This is a genomic window from Methanophagales archaeon, assembly GCA_021159465.1.
In the GTDB taxonomy this organism is placed as follows: domain Archaea; phylum Halobacteriota; class Syntropharchaeia; order Alkanophagales; family Methanospirareceae; genus G60ANME1.
The window spans coordinates 1-19,651 of the sequence record JAGGRR010000017.1; the positions used below are offsets into that span (position 1 = coordinate 1).

At 46.5% G+C, this 19,651-nt stretch carries 23 protein-coding genes and 2 tRNA genes; 11 read left to right on the forward strand and 14 right to left on the reverse strand.

The features are described 5' to 3' along the window. From J7J01_00555 to J7J01_00565, 3 genes are all read left to right on the forward strand, one after another. Positions 1 to 292, forward strand: a 292-nt coding sequence (locus J7J01_00555) for a hypothetical protein (GenBank protein MCD6209382.1), incomplete at its 5' end; no start/stop codon positions are given. Between the two features lie 94 nt (positions 293 to 386). Then, complete coding sequence (locus tag J7J01_00560) at positions 387 to 1,076, forward strand: radical SAM protein (protein ID MCD6209383.1); 690 nt, start codon at positions 387 to 389, stop codon at positions 1,074 to 1,076. A 263-nt stretch (positions 1,077 to 1,339) separates the two neighbouring features. Next, a complete protein-coding gene (locus J7J01_00565) occupies positions 1,340 to 1,597 on the forward strand; it encodes an SPASM domain-containing protein (GenBank protein MCD6209384.1) in 258 nt (85 codons plus the stop codon). A 405-nt stretch (positions 1,598 to 2,002) separates the two neighbouring features. On the opposite strand, the gene J7J01_00570 is transcribed toward J7J01_00565, so the two are convergent. Genes J7J01_00570 through J7J01_00590 form a run of 5 tightly spaced genes read right to left on the reverse strand, consistent with a single transcriptional unit; the run spans position 2,003 to position 6,580 of the window. Beyond that, the gene (locus J7J01_00570) at positions 2,003 to 3,319 is read right to left on the reverse strand and encodes a nucleotide sugar dehydrogenase (GenBank protein ID MCD6209385.1); all 1,317 of its coding nucleotides are present in this window, start codon (positions 3,317 to 3,319) and stop codon (positions 2,003 to 2,005) included. Further along, positions 3,297 to 3,857: an N-acetyltransferase gene (locus tag J7J01_00575; GenBank protein ID MCD6209386.1), complete on the reverse strand. Its 561-nt coding sequence runs from the start codon at positions 3,855 to 3,857 to the stop codon at positions 3,297 to 3,299. Before J7J01_00575 ends, J7J01_00570 begins: the two co-directional genes overlap by 23 nt. After that, the gene (locus tag J7J01_00580; protein MCD6209387.1) at positions 3,847 to 4,905 is read right to left on the reverse strand and encodes a DegT/DnrJ/EryC1/StrS family aminotransferase; all 1,059 of its coding nucleotides are present in this window, start codon (positions 4,903 to 4,905) and stop codon (positions 3,847 to 3,849) included. Before J7J01_00580 ends, J7J01_00575 begins: the two co-directional genes overlap by 11 nt. 51 nt (positions 4,906 to 4,956) lie before the next feature. Then, a complete protein-coding gene (locus J7J01_00585) occupies positions 4,957 to 5,811 on the reverse strand; it encodes a hypothetical protein (protein ID MCD6209388.1) in 855 nt (284 codons plus the stop codon). A 7-nt stretch (positions 5,812 to 5,818) separates the two neighbouring features. Next, complete coding sequence (locus J7J01_00590) at positions 5,819 to 6,580, reverse strand: indole-3-glycerol-phosphate synthase (protein ID MCD6209389.1); 762 nt, start codon at positions 6,578 to 6,580, stop codon at positions 5,819 to 5,821. A gap of 99 nt (positions 6,581 to 6,679) precedes the next feature. On the opposite strand from J7J01_00590, the gene J7J01_00595 reads away from it, so the two are divergent. From J7J01_00595 to J7J01_00620, 6 genes are all read left to right on the forward strand, one after another. Then, the gene (locus J7J01_00595; GenBank protein MCD6209390.1) at positions 6,680 to 7,867 is read left to right on the forward strand and encodes a hypothetical protein; all 1,188 of its coding nucleotides are present in this window, start codon (positions 6,680 to 6,682) and stop codon (positions 7,865 to 7,867) included. A 7-nt stretch (positions 7,868 to 7,874) separates the two neighbouring features. Then, on the forward strand, positions 7,875 to 8,333 hold the full coding sequence (locus J7J01_00600; protein ID MCD6209391.1) for an OB-fold domain-containing protein: 459 nt from the start codon (positions 7,875 to 7,877) through the stop codon (positions 8,331 to 8,333). A 3-nt stretch (positions 8,334 to 8,336) separates the two neighbouring features. Continuing rightward, positions 8,337 to 9,188 (forward strand): 3-hydroxyacyl-CoA dehydrogenase family protein, encoded by an 852-nt coding sequence (locus tag J7J01_00605; protein ID MCD6209392.1) that lies wholly within the window; start codon positions 8,337 to 8,339, stop codon positions 9,186 to 9,188. Between the two features lie 62 nt (positions 9,189 to 9,250). Then, positions 9,251 to 9,336 (forward strand) — tRNA-Ser (locus J7J01_00610). A gap of 25 nt (positions 9,337 to 9,361) precedes the next feature. After that, the gene (locus J7J01_00615; GenBank protein ID MCD6209393.1) at positions 9,362 to 10,078 is read left to right on the forward strand and encodes a hypothetical protein; all 717 of its coding nucleotides are present in this window, start codon (positions 9,362 to 9,364) and stop codon (positions 10,076 to 10,078) included. Continuing rightward, entirely contained in the window at positions 10,059 to 11,075 is a 1,017-nt protein-coding gene (locus tag J7J01_00620; GenBank protein MCD6209394.1) for a flippase-like domain-containing protein, read from the forward strand. Before J7J01_00615 ends, J7J01_00620 begins: the two co-directional genes overlap by 20 nt. A 6-nt stretch (positions 11,076 to 11,081) precedes the next feature. Here the strand turns inward: J7J01_00620 and J7J01_00625 are convergent, their stop codons facing one another. The 6 genes from J7J01_00625 to J7J01_00650 all read right to left on the reverse strand — a co-directional run bounded on the left by J7J01_00625 (position 11,082) and on the right by J7J01_00650 (position 16,540). Next, positions 11,082 to 12,605: a homocysteine biosynthesis protein gene (locus J7J01_00625; protein MCD6209395.1), complete on the reverse strand. Its 1,524-nt coding sequence runs from the start codon at positions 12,603 to 12,605 to the stop codon at positions 11,082 to 11,084. A gap of 50 nt (positions 12,606 to 12,655) precedes the next feature. Further along, positions 12,656 to 13,663 (reverse strand): inorganic phosphate transporter, encoded by a 1,008-nt coding sequence (locus tag J7J01_00630; protein ID MCD6209396.1) that lies wholly within the window; start codon positions 13,661 to 13,663, stop codon positions 12,656 to 12,658. 28 nt (positions 13,664 to 13,691) lie between these two features. Beyond that, complete coding sequence (locus J7J01_00635) at positions 13,692 to 14,393, reverse strand: DUF47 family protein (GenBank protein ID MCD6209397.1); 702 nt, start codon at positions 14,391 to 14,393, stop codon at positions 13,692 to 13,694. Between the two features lie 103 nt (positions 14,394 to 14,496). Next, the gene (locus J7J01_00640) at positions 14,497 to 15,081 is read right to left on the reverse strand and encodes an XTP/dITP diphosphatase (protein MCD6209398.1); all 585 of its coding nucleotides are present in this window, start codon (positions 15,079 to 15,081) and stop codon (positions 14,497 to 14,499) included. A gap of 50 nt (positions 15,082 to 15,131) precedes the next feature. Beyond that, entirely contained in the window at positions 15,132 to 15,881 is a 750-nt protein-coding gene (locus J7J01_00645; GenBank protein MCD6209399.1) for a DNA polymerase sliding clamp, read from the reverse strand. A 50-nt stretch (positions 15,882 to 15,931) separates the two neighbouring features. Further along, a complete protein-coding gene (locus J7J01_00650) occupies positions 15,932 to 16,540 on the reverse strand; it encodes an aldolase (GenBank protein MCD6209400.1) in 609 nt (202 codons plus the stop codon). Between the two features lie 25 nt (positions 16,541 to 16,565). On the opposite strand from J7J01_00650, the gene argF reads away from it, so the two are divergent. Then, positions 16,566 to 17,483 carry an ornithine carbamoyltransferase gene (gene argF, locus J7J01_00655; protein MCD6209401.1) on the forward strand — a complete coding sequence of 306 codons (918 nt, stop codon included), beginning with the start codon at positions 16,566 to 16,568 and terminating at the stop codon, positions 17,481 to 17,483. Positions 17,484 to 17,585: 102 nt separating this feature from the next. Continuing rightward, positions 17,586 to 19,070, forward strand: a complete 1,485-nt coding sequence (gene cdhC, locus J7J01_00660; protein ID MCD6209402.1) for a CO dehydrogenase/CO-methylating acetyl-CoA synthase complex subunit beta — start codon at positions 17,586 to 17,588, stop codon at positions 19,068 to 19,070. A 22-nt stretch (positions 19,071 to 19,092) separates the two neighbouring features. Here the strand turns inward: cdhC and J7J01_00665 are convergent, their stop codons facing one another. The 3 genes from J7J01_00665 to J7J01_00675 form a co-directional block, all read right to left on the reverse strand. Further along, complete coding sequence (locus J7J01_00665; GenBank protein MCD6209403.1) at positions 19,093 to 19,287, reverse strand: DNA-directed RNA polymerase subunit K; 195 nt, start codon at positions 19,285 to 19,287, stop codon at positions 19,093 to 19,095. Between the two features lie 61 nt (positions 19,288 to 19,348). Continuing rightward, positions 19,349 to 19,423, reverse strand: a tRNA-Pro gene (locus J7J01_00670). A 9-nt stretch (positions 19,424 to 19,432) separates the two neighbouring features. Continuing rightward, complete coding sequence (locus J7J01_00675) at positions 19,433 to 19,618, reverse strand: DNA-directed RNA polymerase subunit N (protein MCD6209404.1); 186 nt, start codon at positions 19,616 to 19,618, stop codon at positions 19,433 to 19,435. Positions 19,619 to 19,651: the final 33 nt, after the last annotated feature.

A 19,651-nucleotide genomic window follows, 5' to 3' on the forward strand; every position in this document is an offset into this window, starting at 1 on the left:
TGAATGCAGCGACTGTCACCCAAAGACAAAAGATACGGTATTGAAGATAGAAACGGGGAGTCATGCCAATTATCTCACGCAGAACTGCACTCTCTGTCACAAGCCGCACGTATTCACGATGGCAGTCTCAGCGGCAACACCTGCTCCCACGGCAACAGCAGCATCAGCATCAACAGCAACGCCAACTGCTACTCCGACACTGACGCCACCCGGGTTTGAGCTGCTATTTGCAGTTGCTGGTATTGGTGTGGCAATTGTGATATATACGAATAAGAAGCGAAGAAGGAAGTAAAACTTAAAACTCCTTTTTCTTTTATTTTTTATCCTTCCTAATTCTAAATTATACTCATCGCAACCGGTGAGGCGAAGCCAACAAAGCTAGTCAAATGCGAAAATTCAGGCTCAGGCGACTGAAACTGTTCTATAATCCACCACTTTTGATAGTGAAGCAAGCAGTCATGATTATGCTTTATGCATGGCTCACAGGCTGGAATAGCCTGGCTTTTCTACGCTGGGTGACGCAGTTACAAAATATTCTGCACGCGGGTGCTGGAACAAAACAGATTTGCTGCTTCGGTGTGAATCCGCATGTGGTATGGGAGATGACAGGCAGATGCAACTTGAAGTGTATCCACTGCCATGCTTCTGGTGGGGAAGCAGCATATAACGAATTAACAACAGAAGAAGGTAAGGCATTGATAGACCAGGTCGCTGCATTGGGCATACGAACATTCGTATTCACGGGCGGTGAGCCGCTGTTACGGAACGATCTCTTTGAGCTGATTGCATATGCACGATCTAAAAGGCTCACTGTCTATATAGCGACAAACGGAACGCTGATAACGAGAGAAGTTGCAAAGTTGCTGAGCAGATATAATGTTGGTGCAGTAATAGGGCTGGACGGAATGAATCCCAAGATACACGATGGTATCCGTGGCGTTAAGGGTGCTTATGATGCCGTAATCAGGGGTATAGACAATTGTGTTGCTGAAAATATTTATTTACACCTGAATATCGTGGCAACCAGACACAATTTCGATGAGATTGAGCGAATTATAGATTATGGCACGAGATAGGTGTTTATTCTTATTTCATCTACAATTTCGTCCCTATTGGCAGAGGCGAGGCAATACAGGACTATGCACTCGGACGAGAAGATTTTAGAGCACTTCTGGACCTGATACTTCGTAAGCAGCGTGAGGTACGAGCGATAATAATTCCCATTGCGGCTCCCGAATACTGGGCATACACACTTCAACGTCGCGGGATAGGGGTACATAACAGGCGACTAATAGGGTTCTTAGGGCGTTTCGTCGGCGGCTGCCTGGCGGATAAGGGGATGATGTATATCAAGCCAAACGGTGATGTATGGGCATGCCCTTTTATTCCCGTTCGGATGGGCAATGTGCGTGAAGAAGGTTTACTGCTTGATAGGATATGGGAGAGGTTAAGAGCGCACAGGTGCAAGTTTGAATTTGAACACGGTGCAAGCGAGAATGCGAGTGCGAGTGTATGGTCGCAGTGTGATAGTTGTGAATACCAGCGTGTATGTGGCGGTTGTAAGGCACGAATGATGATAGACAATTCCTCGCGGTAATTTAGCAAAGTAATTTCTCTTCGCCCATTCGAGTAAAGCCTCGAACACGGGATGACCGAAGGATATGAACTCGACATTAGGATTCTTAAAGGCGATATCTTTCTTTATCAAACGTCGCCCTCGGATCATCATAGTTACCAGCCCGCTCCTTTCTCACGTGGATACACCGCACTCGCATTTAGCGTTCAGCATTCCCTCAAAGAGGTCATCATCACCAATGATCTGATTCGCACAATCCATGAAGATAACATGGATTAATTTTCATTCCCCTCTGTTAGCAAGCCATTCAAAAAATTAGCGTCGCATAGATAAAAATTTAAGTATTCGCATTCTGGCTGCTTTCCTTTCTTCTGCTTCACCCGTAAAATTTGCTCCGAATTTTGAAAATTCCTCTACGGATAGCTGTCATATTTCGCACTTCGCAGATCCATCTCTTCCTATACCTTTGTATCTGAGACCACTCTTTTTTACCCTTTCCATATCAAAGAGCCCCCGCACATCCACTATCAAATCACCTCTCATGCACTCTCTCACACGCCCCCAATCCAAACTTTTATAATATGAATGAGCAGTTGCCAGTATAAGACAATCAGCACCTGTAATCGCTGTGTAGAGATCGCGCTCCACCGGGAAATCAAAATCTTCATTGCCCAAGTATGGGTCATGAACAACAATACTGTATGAATGTGAATGTCGCCTCAATGCATCTATCAACTTCAGTGTATGTGAGTGTTCAAATGCTCTTACATCCTGCTTGAAACTCAAGCCGAGTATTGCCACTCTTTCTCCTTCCACCATGCTCACAACGTGCTCGACCATATCTTCGTTTATTCGCCTGGCTTCCTTGATGAGGTTTGGACTGTATCCTCGCTTCTCCACCTCGCTTATTATATAGTAGGGGTCCATGGGGATACAATGCCCTCCGACCAGTCCGGGATTAAGGATATTGCAATACGGCTGAGAATTTGCCGTTCTTATCACCTCATACACATCCACACCGTAAACCTCACATATCATCGCCAGTTCGTTTGCAAATGCTATATTGAGGTCCCTGTGGGCATTCTCCATTATCTTATCTATCTCCGCCACTACCGGGCTGCTCACACGGATTATATCAGGTGCGAAGCAGGAATAGATAGTAGCGACGATGAAAGCGCTTTTATCATCTATGGCACCCACTATTTTAGGATATGTCTTGAGATCCCGGAGCACCTGTGGCGCTTGAATCCTCTCAGGTGAGTATGCCAGCCCGAAGTCCTCCCCCGGCTTATAACCTGTGTTTCTGGCTATGATATCACCAAATTGCTGTGTTGTTAATGGTGGAACTGTACTCTCTACGGTGAATACCTTACCATGTGGCGCTCTTATCGCATTTGCAACCGCATAGACAGCTTCTATATCCGGCTTATCGCCCTTTATCAACGTTGGTACCGTAACGATATTAAAATCCCGCTCTTCCAGCACCGTGCTCGCCTTAAATCTACCACTCTCCACTGTGCTCTTGAGTAGCTCACTCACTCCGGGTTCATCAGGAAACGGTGATACTCCTTCGTTCAGCTTCGCTACCAGCTCATTATTTATATCTATCCCCAGGGTATCGAACCCACAATCAGCGAGTGTTACCGCTAAAGGCAGACCCACTCTGCCCAGTCCGATTACAGATATCTTCACTTCTCTGTTGCGTATCTTATCCTCTATCTCATCTATCGAGTGCTGATACATCTTTTAGCCTCCTCGCAGGGTTACCTGCAACTACCACACCTGGTGCAACATCCTCCGTCACCACTGAGCCTGCACCAACCACCGCATCTTCGCCTATCACAATACCCGGTAGAATTGTTGAATTCGCACCTATCCGTGCACCTCTCTTTATCACCGGTCCTTTCAACTCCACTCCATATCTCATATATTTATCGTTCAGTGTGACTACCGATGGTCCAAAGAATACGCCATCCCCCACTATCGTCTCCTTCGTTATATACACATTCGTCTGAATACTGACATCGTCTCCTATTCGACAGTTACCATCAATTACAGAGTTTGTTCCCACAAGGACATCATCGCCAATCACTGTCTTACTCCTTATCAGAACGTTATGACCCGTCCTAAAATTCCTGCCTATCTCCACATCCCCATATATAACCGTGCCACTCCTTATCAATGCATTATCCCCTATCTCAACTCTACCATCCCCCTCTGCACCCAGAGAGACCCAGTCATGGATATTACAACCCCTGCCTATCTTCACTTCACCCTTCATACTGGTTCACAACCTCCGCTACCCTCTTTATATCATCTCTATTTAAAGCAGGATGTACCGGGAGGGAGACCACCTCAGCACTGGCAGTCTCCGCCTCTGGGCAATATGTATCTGAGTGGAATACAGGCTGTCTCGGTAAGGGCACCGGATAGTATATTCCATATCCTATGCCATGGTCTTCAAGATGCTGCAAGAACCTATCCCTCGCTCTAACTCTTATTGTATATTGATGAAAGACATGCTTGACGCTGGGTGCGACGTAAGGTCCACTGAGATTCAATCGTTCATTGTAATATTGCGCATTGCTTATCCGTCGCGCATTGAATATCTCGAGCTTCTGTAACTGCACGAGACCAATAGCCGCGGCTATATCCGTCATTCGATAGTTATATCCCAGACATTCATGTATATACCTCTCCTTCTGACCATGATTCCTTATCATACGTGCCTTCTCCGCTATCTTCTCATCATTGGTGGTTATCATCCCACCCTCACCGGTGATGATATTCTTCGTGGAATAGAAACTGAAGACACCTATATCGCCAATTGAACCCACCATCCTGCCTCTGTACATGGCGCCATGTGCCTGTGCCGCATCCTCAATCACCAGAAGCTGATGCTCCTCTGCTATCTCCATGAGCTCCTTCATATCACACGGCTGTCCATACAGATGCACGGGTATTATCGCCTTCGTTCGCTCTGATATCTCACGCTCTACCTTCTCTGGATTGATATTATACGTTCTCGGGTCTATATCAACGAATACCGGCTTGGCTCCCTGCATGAGTGCGCATGAGGCGGTTGCGAAAAAAGAGAATGCGGTTGTTATCACCTCGTCACCGCTTTTTATACCCGCAGAGGCGAGTGCGGTATGGAGTGCAGCAGTACCCGAATTTGTCGCAATGGCATACTCAACGCCTAATAAAGATGCAAATCTATCCTCAAACTCTTCCACGAGTGCACCCTGTGCCAGCATACCGGATTCCAATACCGCTTTTACCGCTTCTATCTCCTCCTTGCCTATCTCTGGCTTTGAGATCGGTATCATCAAATCTAATTGTATGTAATTCAGTCAATCATATTTATTTAATTAATAATTCTATGGCTCTCTATACTTCCTCATTCGGTATTCCGCCTTATATGCATCATAGATTGTGTTATTCTTATAATCCACATCCAGATGAATAGCCCAATAGCCATAACGCCCTTTATCTAGCAGTATTTCTATCGTACGGGTATTATGCAGCCCGATTAAGCGATCCTCCATGGTATTATACAACCCCAAATAAGGGTCTATTATACGCCAGTTAGACAATTCCCGCCAGTCGCCTCCTGTATATATCATCCCATAAGCGTGTATGCCTGAAGAGCCCCATGCTATCGTCTTTGGTCCCAGCTCTTTATATGCTAACCGGCATAAGTCTCGTGCATAATGAACACAAATGGCTGAGTTGTTCTTTGGTGGTTCCAGACTCGTACACTGCCTTATCCATGCTAAAACTCGATTGGGATTCTGTGGATATACGGTCTCGCCGAGTATGAGCGCAGGTGCTATGCCACGTTCGATTGTATAATTGCTCAGGTTCCAGACAGGGATATTTACCGCTACCTGAAAACGGTAATTCAGTGGAACATGGTCGGCGAAATAGTAAAAGTCACGATAGTCACATCTCAAATCCGCATTCAGATCCCAGGGTACATAGCCCGCATATTGTTCGTTAAAATGCGACTTCAATATGTCCAGGTCATGCTGATTTATGTATCCATCATCGTTGAAGTCAAAATCGGTCAAGCCCGCTTCTGCTCCCACTCTTTCTCTTTGCTTTACCATAACCGCAGACGCAGAGGTTGAGCTCCACACCACCATGAAACACAACAGGATTGAGCTCAATCTGAAGATGAAGGTGATTAAATTCCTAACTTGCATCTCCATTATCTCCATTCTATCCATCATCACCAATCTAATCTCCAACCAATTCTCGCACCTTATCCTTTATATCGATGGCATGCATGATTGAGGTACCAACAAGCAGGGCATCGGCACCTGCATTAAACATCCTCGTGGCATCCTCGCTGCTCTCTATTCCACTCATTGCAATTAGAGGCACACTCTCGGGTATTTTTGGCTTGATCTCCGGTGCAATCGCTTCAAAAGTCTCGAGTTTCACTTCCAGTGTATCCAGATCACGATTATTTATGCCGATCAATATGGATTTGTTTTCAATCTCGCGCAGGTCCAGGAGTTTGTCCTTTGAGGTACTATCTATCTCCACAAGGCATTCCAGACCGAATGAAGATGCCTTCTTCACCAGCTCTATCACCCTTCTCTCGCTTAGAAATCGCACTATCAACAGGATTGCATCCGCTCCGTGAACATACGACTCCATTATCTGAAACTCATCGAATATGAAGTCCTTCCTCAATACAGGTATCGAAACAGCGAGTTTTACTGCTTTCAAGTCGGCTAAAGTACCGCTGAACGCTTCTTCGGTTAGTACCGAGACGGCACAGGCACCCCCTTCCTCTATTCCTCTCGCTGCCTCTGCGGCATCCGCTTCTATTATCTCACCATCCTTCAAGCCCTTCCTCTTCAATTCCCCTATTACCGGTCTCTTACCCCTTGCCTTCGCATCACCTATCGCGCTCTTTATGCTTCTTCGCTCTTCTAAACGCTTTATTAGCGCACGTTTCCTCATTAAAATCTCCTCTATCTCCTCTACCATCTTATTCTTATCGCACCTCAATTTTATCCTTTATATGTTCGTTGATACCGATGTTTTTTATGTGCGAAGGTCATTGAATAAAGAGAGAGTAGAGGTAAGATGAGAGATGTAGCGATAATAGGAATAGGACATACGAAATTTGGGCGAGCGGCGAAGAGTTCTCTGGAGCTATTCTCGGAAGCGGCATTGCAGGCGATGGACGATGCAGGTGTCACGGGCAAAGAAATTGAAGCTTTGTTCCAGGGTGCTGCGTTACCGGGTTTTGAAGAAGCTCAGGTAATGCCTGCTGCTTTCTCAGCCGCGGAGCTCAATCTGGGGCCAATACCGGCAACGCGGTATGAGGGCGCATGTGCATCAGCCTCGGTTGCAATACGGGATGCGGTGATGTGGGTGGCTTCAGGTGATTTTGACATGGTGCTTGCTGGGGGTGTGGAGAAGGCGTTATCCATGGGTACTGCATTTGCCACCAGAACATTTGCAATGAGCTGCCATTCGCCCACTGAAGGTCCGGTAGGGCTCACATTTCCGGGTGTATTTGCGATGGCTGCGAGGCGTTATGCTGTAGAATATGGTATTCCACTGGATGAATTGCGTGAGAAGATGGCGTATGTCTCGATGAAGAATCACAAGCACGGTGCATTGAATCCATTAGCTCAGTTTTATAAGAAGATGGGAGAACTCAAGGTAGAGGATGTGCTGAATGCAAGGATGGTAGCAGATCCACTCACTCTTCTCGACTGCTGCCCTTTCTCTGATGGTGCCGCGGCTCTTGTGCTATGCGCCGCAGAGGATGCGAGGCGATACAGCGATGCTCCGGTCTATGTCCTCGGTACAGGTCAGGCTTCTGGCAGTGCGCTATCAAAGATGGAAGACATAACAAAGCCTGTCTCCAGAGTACAATCAGCAAGGATGGCTTTTAAACATGCAAGGCTCGAGCCGAAGGATATAAACCTTCTGGAGATTCATGATTGCTTCACCATCGCCGAGTTGATCGCACTTGAGTGCATGGGCTTCTTTGGGTGGGGAGAAGCTGCAAACGCGACTGCGAATGGTGAAACAGATATAGGGGGAAAGATACCAACGAACATGTCCGGAGGGTTGATAGGCAAAGGCCATCCGATAGGAGCGACGGGTGCATCTCAGGTCTACTGGATAGTCAAGCAGATGCGTGGTGAGGCGGCAAAGGGTAATCAGGTTGACCCTGTTCCTGAATATGGTATGACTGATACACTGGGGGGTGACTTCGGTACCCTGTGTCACCTGATACTTGGTAGAGATAGGAGATGAATAGAAGATGGTAGGTGTAGGTAAGACTCAGGAGGAGATAGAGAAGGAGTTGGCAAAGCAATACATACCATTAAGCTATGCAGAGTATGAAGAAGCATTGAGTAATGGTAAATTGATGGGTTTAAAGTGCCTCTCATGTAATAAAATAACGTGCCATCCTATGCCAGTCTGCCAGTGGTGCAGTGGCAGAGATATGGAGCGTGTAGAATTGAGTGGCGAGGGGGAATTGTTAACCTTTACTGTCATCCGGGTGGCGCCGGAGAGTTTTGAAGCCCCTTATATACCATGCCTGGTGAAGACGAAGGAAGGACCTAACGTCATTGGCAGGCTTGAGCTGGAGCCTGAACAGGCTTCGCAAGCATTGATAGGAAAGAGAGTGAAGATGAGCGGTACGTATACCTATAAGGGAGATAAGTTCTCCGGTGGAGCACACGTCTGCCCGGTCTTCAAAATCGTTGAACCATGAACCATGAATGGGAAGAGAGTTTGTGTTATTGGAATTGGAGTGATGGGCAGTGGCATCGTTCAGGTATGCGCTCAGTCAGGCTATGAGACTTCTGTTGTGAGCAGAAATGCGGAATCTCTGGAAAGAGGGCTTGGAAAGATAAAAGATAGCCTTTCCAGGCTGGTAAAGAAGGGGCATCTGAAACGCGAGGATGCAGATGCAGTTATGAATTCGATACACAGCTCAACGAGCCTGGAGGATTGTGCAAAGGATGCAGATATAGTTATTGAAGCAGTGTATGAGGATATGGAAGTGAAACGCGGGATATTCACACAGCTTGACCAGATATGTCCTGCACATACGATTATTGGCAGTAATACCTCGACATTCCCTATCACCGCTCTTGGCGCCATGACGAAGAGACCTGACAAGGTGATTGGGATGCATTTTATGAACCCTGTACCAGTAATGCGAGGTGTGGAAGTAGTAAAATCTTTGATGACCTCAGAGGAGACGGTGGATAAGACTCTAACATTTCTGAACTCACTGGGTAAGGAGACGGTGATCGTTAATGATTCACCTGGCTTTGTCACCAGTCGAATGATGTGCCTCATATTGAACGAAGCGGTGAAGATGTACGAGAGTGGACTCGCATCTATCGAGGATATAGACAAGGTATTAAAGATGTCCTTTAACTGGCCACAGGGTCCTTTCCAGCTATTGGACCTGATTGGCATAGACATCGTGGTGGCGGTTCTGAATACGATTTATAATGAGACTGGCTGGGAGCGATTCAAGCCCGCGGTTCTCATGACGCAGATGGTAAATGCAGGATGGACAGGCAGGAAAGTGGGTAAAGGATTCTATGAGTATTAGTACCAGTACCAGTAATTAGTTATGGTCACACAGGTTAGTTAGCATTGATCTACGAGCTAAGAGCCAGGGTGGCAGAGTGGACAAATGCGGTGGCCTCGAGAGTCACTGTCCCTCTCGGGACGCTCAGGTTCGAATCCTGACCCTGGCGTAAAGGAAGAGGTGGGGTGATTTGAGTGCATATGGAATTCCTGTCATATCTTACAAAGCGCAGGTTAGCTAAGATGAGCATATTGCTCTGCACTGTGTTCATCCTTACCGCATTGGTAGAAGCAGTATCCCGGTTTACCCTTCCAATGGTATTCATCGTTGATCTCCTCGATGCAGCTATGGTATTGCGACTGAGTTATGAATCCACCCTCCTATTCTTTGGCTATGGCATCCTCCTATTCGGTATGTTGAGTGCTGTATTCCCCATGTTTCGGGACTCCAAATACAGAACTAACTCGAAGAAGCTCCAGATTCATTTTATTATCCTCTCATCCTTCATCATGTCATTCCTCATCGCACGCTTATTCGTAGCTATTTTAAATGCCGACATCAATCCGGTATGCCAGTTATGGGTTAAAGGCTATCGAATACATCATTTCTTCTTTGGTATTGGACTGCTCGCTATTGGCGGATGGCTCGGGCATCTCAATGACGGCTCTCGCTCTATCATCACGAAAGTATCCGCAGGCATCTATGGCACTGGCCTGGGACTGGTGGCGGATGAATTCGGGCTGTTGCTTACCTTTGGGGATTACTGGGCTGAACAATCCTACATCTTCTTCGTGTTAATCTCGCTATTCTTGCTGATTGTGCTCTTAGAGGAAGCATATAAGCTATTTAAAAGGACAAAAAATTTAAACTCCATGATCATTACTTTCATTTATGGTGAACGGAAGCCGTAAATGGACACTGCTGTTTGCTTCTATCTCCATCAGCATCCTCGCTCTCGCTTTTATCCTCCTGTTCTCCCCTTATCGGCTAACACCAGCGACCTTTGAGGCGATATCAGAGGTCAATCCCTTATTCATCGCCGTTGCTCTCGCCATGCATATCTCTGCATGGGTTGTATGGAGTTTCAGGATGAAGCTGATGAGTGATTTCTTGAGTGGTACAGATACAGAGGGTGATCTGAGATTGTCACAATCACTGAAGATAATTCTGGCAAGCCTCTTTGCCGCATGTATAACCCCTTCTCAATTCGGTGGCGAGCCAGTGCGAATATATCTGCTGAGACGTAGTGGACTGACAGTAGGTGATGGAACAGCTATCGTCTTCGGTGAGCGGTCACTTGATTTCATGGTCGGTATGATTGGTGGTGCAATAAGTTTTATGCTCTTCAGAACTGTAATACCCCGCTATTCAGTTATATTCACTGCTATCGGTATCATACTCATCCTCGGCGTATTGCTCATGGTGTACGGTATAACCAGACCTGACAAGCTAAAGAGGTTCTTTGACTGGGTATTCACAAAGATAAAGGTCCATAAAATGGAGCGGATACGCGATAAACTCTATCAGGAGCTGGAGAATTTTTATGAAGCGCATAAGAAGTTCCAGCGAGAAGGGAAGAAGACTATTAAACTCGCTCTCATTCTCACCATCGCTTTCTGGCTCATCGAATTCACAATACCTTCGTTCCTGCTCCTCGGGCTGGGTGCAGACCCGATCTGGATATACTCAATTGCGGCACAATTCATACTTATCATAATCGCTGCGATGCCTATAAGCCCGGGTAGCAGTGGTATCTCAGAACTGAGCAGCGCATATCTCTATCATACGCTTGTGGGCACACCTTTACTGGGGATATTCACACTACTATGGCGGTTGAGCACTTATTATACAAGTTTGATTGTGGGTGCAATTACAAGCATGAAGGTTATAAGTGAGATTAAGCTATGATGCCTCTTAAATCCTCAGTTTCCACTCCCATCTCCTTCGTTTTCCTATCAATTTACTTATCTCATCACTCGTAACCATACCTATGACCTTTCTCTCGCGATTTATAACCGGCAATGCAGATATGTTATACCGCTCCAGCTTCCTGATCACCAGTTCCAGTGGCTCATTCTCATCCGTTGTTATCACTCTCCGTGTCATTATCTCTGCCAGACCCTCATGTCGCTGTGCAACTGCGGTTGATATATCCCATGCTGTTACTATCCCGCTCAATCGCCCATCATCTGTCACCACTGGTATATGAGTAAATTGCGTATCCATTATCTGCTTTGCTGCATCTGCTATGGTCGCCTTCTCACTTATTGTCTTTACCTCCCTTATCATCACATCCTTGACAAGTGGTAGCTCTTTGGTCTGTTTCATCGGTCTAAAGGGAGTATCCCGGGGCAGTCGTTCGGAAGGCAGAGCGAGCAGGAACTCACCTGTTTCTATCTGCCTCTTCAACTCCTTCGCCACTCGATCAGCCATGTAGAAACTGGATAGCGGAGAGGTTGGCACTTCCTTACCTTCTATCTCTATCATCCCCGATTTCAATTCTTCATACGTCACCTCACTCAGCACTGGTCGGTCTCGTCTGCAAATCCCATAATCCTGCACTTCCGTCTTGATCTCCGCATCGCTTATCCCCGTATTCTTCGCTATTCGCTCATTCAATATCGGTATAGGAATCCCAATGCCTACATAGAGTGACACCCCATACCCGAAGAAAGTAGCTCCACGCAGAAATTTCGGCTCCATATCCTTCAGGTTACCAGTGACCATAAGTGTAGCGAAGCCTTTACGCGGGTTATGTTGTGTTCCCGCACCCACCACATAGCCCCTCGCACCAGATAGAAATATCCGCGTACCCGGACCTATGGTCTCAAACTCAGGGTCATTTATGAGTGGTGAGAGCGCACCGGAACCAGAATAGTTTGCATTTCGATAATTTGGTAGCAATGTGCCCATATAAGTATATAAAGTGCGGTCTGTTGAGTTCGTTGCTGCGATATAACGCTGTGATGCGTTTCTCGGATTTACCATTATCGCCTGATTCAGGTCTTCTATTGAAAGTGTAGTCTCTATCTCCTTTCGTGGATAACAATCGGTGCCATAGGCAGTAGCCCGCATCTCTATCTGCTTACCTGATGCTAAATCCTCTATTACATGCCCACCGCCGTATTCCTCTCCTTTATCTTCTGATAACTGCGTGGCACCTAAATAAGCGTCAACAGCCGCGATACCGGTATATGCTTCCACTTCATTTAGCCATACCCGCTGCATCTTTATCGGCGGGTCCGCATGTCCAAAATTGATAAAGACACCAGAGGAGCACATAGGACCAAAGGTACCGGTAGTCACAACATCTACCTCCCTGGCTGCCTTCTCCGCACCCAGCTCCTCCACCATCTCACTCATCCTATCGGCGGTGACCACGCAAACGCTGCCATCTCTGATTCTCTCGTTTATCTCTTCTATGCTCTTCTCTACCATGCATAAGAGGATGGCAAAGCAATGTCTTATAACTTATGGTTTTTTCTCGCTCATAAAAATATGTCCATGAACAGATATGCAATACCACCGAGTATTGCAGCCAGCGGGATGGTAATCACCCAGGCAATGACCATCTTCTCCACCTCCGTCCATCTGATCCTGCGTAGACTCTGGAAGAAAGTGCCACCGATGACCGAAGAAGCAATCACATGGGTCGTGCTTGCAGGCATACCTCTCAAGCTCATCAGTACCACAGCGACTGCCGCACCAGTCTCCGCAGAGAATCCATGTTTCGGTTCCAGCTTCGTCAATTTCCAGCCCAGGGTCTTCATTACACGCCATCCGAAGAAGAAAGTCCCCAGACCCATCATGAGACCACAACTCAGTTTTACCCATAAAGGCACTGTGAATCGCGGTATCAAACCACCTGCGAGGAGTGCCATTGTAATCACACCCATTGCATTCTGTGCATCATTCATACCATGACTGAACGCCATAAAAGAAGCGGATACTATCTGCAGGTTCTTGAATACCCTCTCCGTCCTGGTATCCGGGATGTCTCTGAAAAGAAGGAAGAGTACCCAGCTGACGATGGAGAAAAGGATCGCACCTGCGATAAAACCGCCAAGGGGTCCTACAATGATTGCGAGAAATACCCGATTATTAAGAATATGCCAATTTATTATCCCTAAACCACCTGCGAGGATGCCTGCACCAAGGAGACCGCCTACAAGCGAATGACTCACGCTAATAGGTATGCCAAAAGTGGTACAGATAAATGTCCATATCACTGCACCCGTGATACCAGCGGCAATAATAACCAGTGTTATACCCTCTGGTAAGACTATCCCTTTACCTATGGTCTCAGCTACCTTTGTAGAGACGCATGCACCCACAAGGTTGAATATACTGGCGAGAATCAATGCGTTCAGTGGTGTAAGTGCCTTCGTGGCAGTGACTGTGGCGATAGCATTCGCTCTGTCATTTGCACCGTTCAGGAAGTCATAGCACAGCGCTAACACTATTATGATAATAACAAGAAAGAGAGAAGCGGACATCTGGCTCAGGGCTCAGCTCAGGCTCAGATCAGATTCCACCTTTCAATCTGAACGTCTCCAGGATATTAGCCACATCCTCACACTGGTCCATTGTATCCTCAAGAATCTCCACGATCTCCTTCTGCAGTAATCGCTCAAGGACCTCGTCCGAACTCTTCGTTGGCGTGGTCATCAACTTCCTGAGCCATCTCCTGTTTATCTCGTCCGCTTCGTTCTCCAGTTCGTTTATCCTTATGCAATATGCTTCTAAACTCCCCTCTTCACATTTCATGTCACGCAAGCAATGCACTGCAGTACGTATCTCCTTTGACGCCTCCAATATAATAGGTGCGAATTCAATCACAGGCACAGGCAGTGTTTGCGTAAATGTCAATCTTCTCACTGCTTTCTCTATCCCGTCTATCACATTGTCGAGGTTATGAGCGAAGTAACGGATATCCCCTTTCTCCTCTGTGACCCGCGTATGGTCGAAGAAGAGCTCGCGTACTATCTCATGAACGATTGAATCTGCTTCTTCTTCAAGAATTCCAAGCTGCCTGCTGATCTCGGAGAGTAGAGAAAGGTCATTGCTCAATTCGACCAGAAGTTCCGCGGCATCCACTGTCTTGTCTGCAAGGGCTTCAAAGAGCTCGAAGAACTTCTTATCATGGGGTAGAAAGAGCGACATCTTTGGCATGATCATATTATTGAAGAGAGGCGAAAGATGCCACTGCCCTTTGTCTCGCTTCATATCTGCATCAATAAATATATAGAGATTGAGGGTATATTTAAATTTTTCTAATTTTTCGTAATTGTTAGCTGTGTTATATAATATGCAAATATTTTTCCCGGCACTAAGAGAGGTAATTCAGGAATTCCTTGAATGCTCTGCCTCTGTGTGATACTTTATTCTTCTCCTCTGTACTCATTTCTGCAAATGTCGTTCCTCTGTATTCAAATATGGGGTCGAACCCAAATCCTCCCTCACCGCGCGCACTATCTGCGATTCTCCCCTCTACAACACCACTGAAGATGCGCGGCTCCGCTGAGATGGACTGACAGAACGCGACGACCGTTTTAAAAGTGGCTCTTCGCTCTCTATCCCTCTTACCAGCCATCAAAGTCAATATCCCCTCATTACCTATCTTCTTGAATACAAACGCGGAGAAAGGACCAGGGAAACCATTCAAAGCGTGAATGAACAGTCCGGAATCTTCGATGAAGAACGGGGTCTTTATCTTTATCCCTGTCCTTGCCCCTTTCCCACACCTTATGTAATTCGCACTCGTTATCGCCACTTCTTCTATCTCTTCCAGTTGTAACTCAGGATACTCATAATTGAGATGCTGAATAGAGATACCACTATCAATATCAGTAGCCAGCTCTCTTATCTCTTTTACCTTATGCGGGTTCGTGGTGATGAAGTATATCGTTCTCAATCTTCAGCTTCACCATTGCCTTATCCATATCCTTATCCCTATCCTTACCCCTATTCGACTCGCGGTGCCAGCAGATAACTGACTTTGCCCTTGCCGTCTGCCACCTCGAAATCTATCTGGAGTGGATAATCCTTACCCAGGTTCAGTGTTACATTCTCAGCATGACTCATACCCTTACTCATCGCGGCAATATAGTCCAGAGTGAATAATGAATGAAGCGTTCCAGGTGTCAGATGGATCAATTGCTCCTTCCTCAAGCCCAGACGTAACTTATCCATCTCACCCTCCACCTCCATGTAAAATTCATCGCCGTCCACACCAAGCAATATATATTCACCCACCTTCTCAGCAGCACGTATTGTCCTTCTGAAATCCTCTATATCCATAACCACCTGCACCGGGAACTCAAGCTCGGGCACCTTCGGCTCTTTTCGTAACGATGAAGGTTCCAGCAGGTTCACTGTATAAGCAAGACTGCCCATTCGCGTATATAACTTCTGTGCTTGCTCATCAATCGAAAGCCGGACCTGCTCTTTACCTCCAATGCCTAAGATTCCAAGCAACTTCTGGAAATCCATTCCTATCTCAAGTCCCTCTCCATCTCCCTCTCCGTTCGAGAACTGATAATCATCGAACGCATCTTTCTGCAACTGAAAAGTTACCATAGCTACGTTAGAGGGGTCTACTGCTCTTAAATTTAAACCCTCTGCTGATATTCTCAACTTACCTTCATCCACCACCGCAATTATCGCCTCTATGCATTCTTTTAATACACCTGCATCTATCTCAGCTTCAAACATCCTTCATTCCTCCTTGACTTCCATATTTAATTAATTAACATCTTTTTATTTTATTTAACTCTATATAGTTTACTTTTACTATCATTACTACTCTGTGCCATATCGACCAGATATTTGACCTCGCATGCGTGTTCAACCGAACTAAGAATCACGAAAGCTTCGTCCACTGTGGCACCCCGGGCAAATGTGCCGTGTCCACGTGCGATTACAGCCTTATGATCCCGAAGTGCCGATGCGGCATTGATTGCCAGCTCTTCTGAGCCTATACCACCACTAACAACCGGTATTTCATGCAGGAGATAGATACTCTCGGAATCTTCGGGTACTATCTGCTCATAGGGTCCATAAAGCATAGAGAGCACCACTGCGTATTTTGAATGCCCATGTAAAATTGCGAGTGCAGAGGTATGTTTATAAATTGTACGGTGGACATTGACCTCAGAGGATGCTATCACATCCAATTCATCAGGCGTTGCCGGGTCTATTGGAACAGAGATAATCTGCCCTTCGAGCTCATCAAGCATGCTCCCTGTTGTGCTTATTAGCATATGGTCTCCAACACGCTTACTGATATTGCCAAAATGGGAATGCACAAGCCCGGCATCCACCATCTTCCTGCCATATTTTATCAACTCCTGCATTTCATTTCTAAATATCATTAACAACAGCTTAATTATCTTTAATATGACTGACATGACAGGACTTATTTCGATATTTGACCTCGCACGAAGGGATATTGAAGAGATATTGAGGAGTGCGACTGTATTGAAAGGAGAGCGAAGACGTGGTTCAAGGAGGAGGGGGGATTTAAAAGGGAAAATACTGGCATTGATCTTCGAGAAGCCGTCCACCCGTACTCGTGTCTCTTTTGAGGTAGCAATGCTTGAACTCGGTGGTGATGTGATAAGCTTGAACTGGAGCGAGCTGCAGCTGGGCAGGGGAGAGAGGATAAAGGAGACAGCGGAGGTCTTATCCACCTATCTTGACGCCGTTATGATAAGGGCATATGCACACAGTACAATAGAGGAATTTGCGAGACATGCCTCCATTCCTGTAATTAATGGGCTAAGCGACCTGGAGCATCCATGTCAGACATTGGCAGACCTGATGACAATAAAGGAGTACAAGAAGAAGCTGAGAGGTATCAAAGTCGCATGGGTAGGAGATGGCAACAACGTGTGTAACTCGTTGATAGGGGGATGTGCATTGATGGGTATGGATATCAGTATAGCATGTCCAAGGGGCTACGAGCCAGCGGAGCAGGTGATAAGGAGGGCAGAGGCGATGGGCGCTATGATACACATAAGCAAAGATGTGAAAGAGGCTGTAACTGATGCTGATGTGATATACACCGATGTGTGGGTCTCGATGGGAGAGGAAGGAGATAGAGCGCGCAGGGAGGAAGCACTCAGGGATTATCAGGTGAACGAGAGTGTGGTGGATATGGCAAAAGAGGATGTAATTGTAATGCACTGTATGCCGGTGCACGTGGGTGAAGAGCTGACAGAGGGGGTACTGAACAGTGAAGAAGCGGTGATATTGGAGCAGGCGGAGAACCGGCTTCACGCACAGAAGGCACTGTTGCTGGAATTGTTAAAATAGTAGTGCTAAAATATTGACAAATGCTGTTTTTGCAATCAGTCATTCAAACTTTTTGCAAAACCTTTTTAATGTGTCCTCCAAAAATAGAGGATAGCGAGAAAAATGGGAGGAGTGGACGCAGAGGAGGGTTTCCCTTTTGACCTGAACCCGATGTATGAGGGTGAGAGGGTGAGAAAGGCAGGCATGTACGTGGAGTTAGGGGGAATAAGCAAGCCAGGATTTGAACTTGTTGTATTTGAACCCGATCCAGAGAAGGTTCGTGACAACGAGGTGACACTGATAGGACCTGATATAGCAGAGATGGAAGAGGGCGGTACTTATGCGTATGGTATGATATATAAGGTCTATGGCGAGCAGATAGAGAAGGACCTCGAAGCCGTGATAGAGCGCAGGAATCATGAATATCAGTCTTATATACAGGGATATATGCATCTCAATCAGCGCGATGAGATATGGGTTAGAATAAGTAAGGATGCGGTAAAGAAGGGCTTGAAATCGCTGAAGCAGATAGCAAAAGCAACGATAATGCTATTCAAGTCTGAGTTGCCATTCATAGAGAAGATGGAAGCCACGTATATAACCGATGAAGCGGAAGTGGAGAAGCAACTGGAGGAGGCAAGGAAGATATACCAAGCGCGGGATTTGAAGGCAAGAGGCTTGCATGATGAGGATGTGGATGAATTTTATCAATGTACATTATGTCAGTCATTTGCACCAACGAATGTCTGTGTGGTCTCACCAGATAGAATAGCACTTTGCGGCGCAATGAGCTGGTTCGACTCGAGGGCTGCAGCGAGGGTGGACCCTGAGGGACCGAATGCACCGATACCAAAAGGTGAGTGTATAGACCCAATAGGAGGAGAGTATACAGGAGTAAACGAGGCAGCAGTGAGGCTTTCTGGTGGCGAATATGACTCTATAAAGTTACACTCGTTCCTGGAGAAGCCACATACGAGTTGTGGCTGTTTCGAGGTTGCTGGTTTCTATATACCCGAAGTTGACGGAATAGGATGGATACATCGTGGCTCTAAGGTCTCTGAGACTCCTATTGGACTCCCCTTCTCAACCATCGCAGGCTCTGTGGGGGGCGGTAAACAGGTGAAGGGTTTTCTTGGGATTGGAGTCCAGTACTTCTACAGCTCGAAGTTCATACAGTATGACGGGGGATGGCGACGTGTGGTATGGATGGCATCTGATTTAAAAGATAGGGTAAGCGATGCTATACCGGATGAGATGAAGGACAAGATAGCGACGGAGAAGGAAGCGGCAGATTTAGGGAGTCTGCGAGAGTTCTTACAGCAAGTTGACCACCCGGTGGTGAAAGGAGTTATCAGAGAAGTTGACGGAGCGAAGATAACAAATGGGTGGGTAGAGGAGGAAGAGGAGGCAGCAATTGCAGCACCAGAAGAAGTAGCTGCTCCCACTGCCATGATGGGGAGTGAAGCACAACCAGAGGCAATTGCTCAATCGGTGCCTGCGCCTGTATCTGCATCTGCCATGCTGGGCGGTGCCCCCATAACGATAACACTGAAGAATGCAAATATAAATATAGGAAAGATAATATTGCGGAGGAAAGCGAATAAGTAAGGAAAAACGCTACGCTACTCTGCTACTCTTTCCTCCTCACCGTTATCGGTATAACACCCTTTTCAAATTCTTCTATTGCTATCTCTATAGGGTCTATTTTATCGGTTTGAATGAGCACTGGTGCCCCTGCGGCTATCTGTAATGCTCTTGCGCCTATAATGCGTGCTTTCTCATATTTCGTGTACTTCTCTTTCTCTTTCCCCTTCTCCTTTGTCAAAGTGATCTACCTCGCTATCTTCTCTATCTTATATACTTGAATTGTATGGTGTGGTATGGTATGGGGTTGCTGAGATTTGAACTCAGGTCTCGGCGTCCCGAACGCCGAAGGATAGTCCAAGCTACCCTACAACCCCATCTTAGCCTCACCCATAAGGTGCTATCTCATCTATCAGTTCTTCGTGCGTCAGAAGCATTCGGCGGCAACAATATCGCTTTATACCAAGGTCATCCAGCACCTTACGCGGGTCCTCATGCTTTATTCGCTCTTTATACTCATCCCATACTTCGGATATCACTTTACCACAGGTGAAACATCTTACCGGTATCATCTTCTCCTCAGCTTATTTTATTGATATTCACCT

What these genes read in the sequence shown, in the direction of transcription:
- J7J01_00560 (MCD6209383.1), top strand. Translation starts at nt 387, where the DNA reads ATGCGAAAATTCAGGCTCAGGCGACTGAAACTGTTCTATAATCCACCA.
- J7J01_00565 (MCD6209384.1), top strand. Translation starts at nt 1,340, where the DNA reads ATGATGTATATCAAGCCAAACGGTGATGTATGGGCATGCCCTTTTATT.
- J7J01_00570 (MCD6209385.1), bottom strand. Translation starts at nt 3,319, where the DNA reads ATGTATCAGCACTCGATAGATGAGATAGAGGATAAGATACGCAACAGA.
- J7J01_00575 (MCD6209386.1), bottom strand. Translation starts at nt 3,857, where the DNA reads ATGAAGGGTGAAGTGAAGATAGGCAGGGGTTGTAATATCCATGACTGG.
- J7J01_00580 (MCD6209387.1), bottom strand. Translation starts at nt 4,905, where the DNA reads ATGATACCGATCTCAAAGCCAGAGATAGGCAAGGAGGAGATAGAAGCG.
- J7J01_00585 (MCD6209388.1), bottom strand. Translation starts at nt 5,811, where the DNA reads ATGATGGATAGAATGGAGATAATGGAGATGCAAGTTAGGAATTTAATC.
- J7J01_00590 (MCD6209389.1), bottom strand. Translation starts at nt 6,580, where the DNA reads ATGGTAGAGGAGATAGAGGAGATTTTAATGAGGAAACGTGCGCTAATA.
- J7J01_00595 (MCD6209390.1), top strand. Translation starts at nt 6,680, where the DNA reads ATGAGAGATGTAGCGATAATAGGAATAGGACATACGAAATTTGGGCGA.
- J7J01_00600 (MCD6209391.1), top strand. Translation starts at nt 7,875, where the DNA reads ATGGTAGGTGTAGGTAAGACTCAGGAGGAGATAGAGAAGGAGTTGGCA.
- J7J01_00605 (MCD6209392.1), top strand. Translation starts at nt 8,337, where the DNA reads ATGAATGGGAAGAGAGTTTGTGTTATTGGAATTGGAGTGATGGGCAGT.
- J7J01_00620 (MCD6209394.1), top strand. Translation starts at nt 10,059, where the DNA reads ATGGTGAACGGAAGCCGTAAATGGACACTGCTGTTTGCTTCTATCTCC.
- J7J01_00625 (MCD6209395.1), bottom strand. Translation starts at nt 12,605, where the DNA reads ATGGTAGAGAAGAGCATAGAAGAGATAAACGAGAGAATCAGAGATGGC.
- J7J01_00630 (MCD6209396.1), bottom strand. Translation starts at nt 13,663, where the DNA reads ATGTCCGCTTCTCTCTTTCTTGTTATTATCATAATAGTGTTAGCGCTG.
- J7J01_00635 (MCD6209397.1), bottom strand. Translation starts at nt 14,393, where the DNA reads ATGAAGCGAGACAAAGGGCAGTGGCATCTTTCGCCTCTCTTCAATAAT.
- J7J01_00645 (MCD6209399.1), bottom strand. Translation starts at nt 15,881, where the DNA reads ATGTTTGAAGCTGAGATAGATGCAGGTGTATTAAAAGAATGCATAGAG.
- J7J01_00650 (MCD6209400.1), bottom strand. Translation starts at nt 16,540, where the DNA reads ATGATATTTAGAAATGAAATGCAGGAGTTGATAAAATATGGCAGGAAG.
- argF (MCD6209401.1), top strand. Translation starts at nt 16,566, where the DNA reads ATGACTGACATGACAGGACTTATTTCGATATTTGACCTCGCACGAAGG.
- cdhC (MCD6209402.1), top strand. Translation starts at nt 17,586, where the DNA reads ATGGGAGGAGTGGACGCAGAGGAGGGTTTCCCTTTTGACCTGAACCCG.
- J7J01_00675 (MCD6209404.1), bottom strand. Translation starts at nt 19,618, where the DNA reads ATGATACCGGTAAGATGTTTCACCTGTGGTAAAGTGATATCCGAAGTA.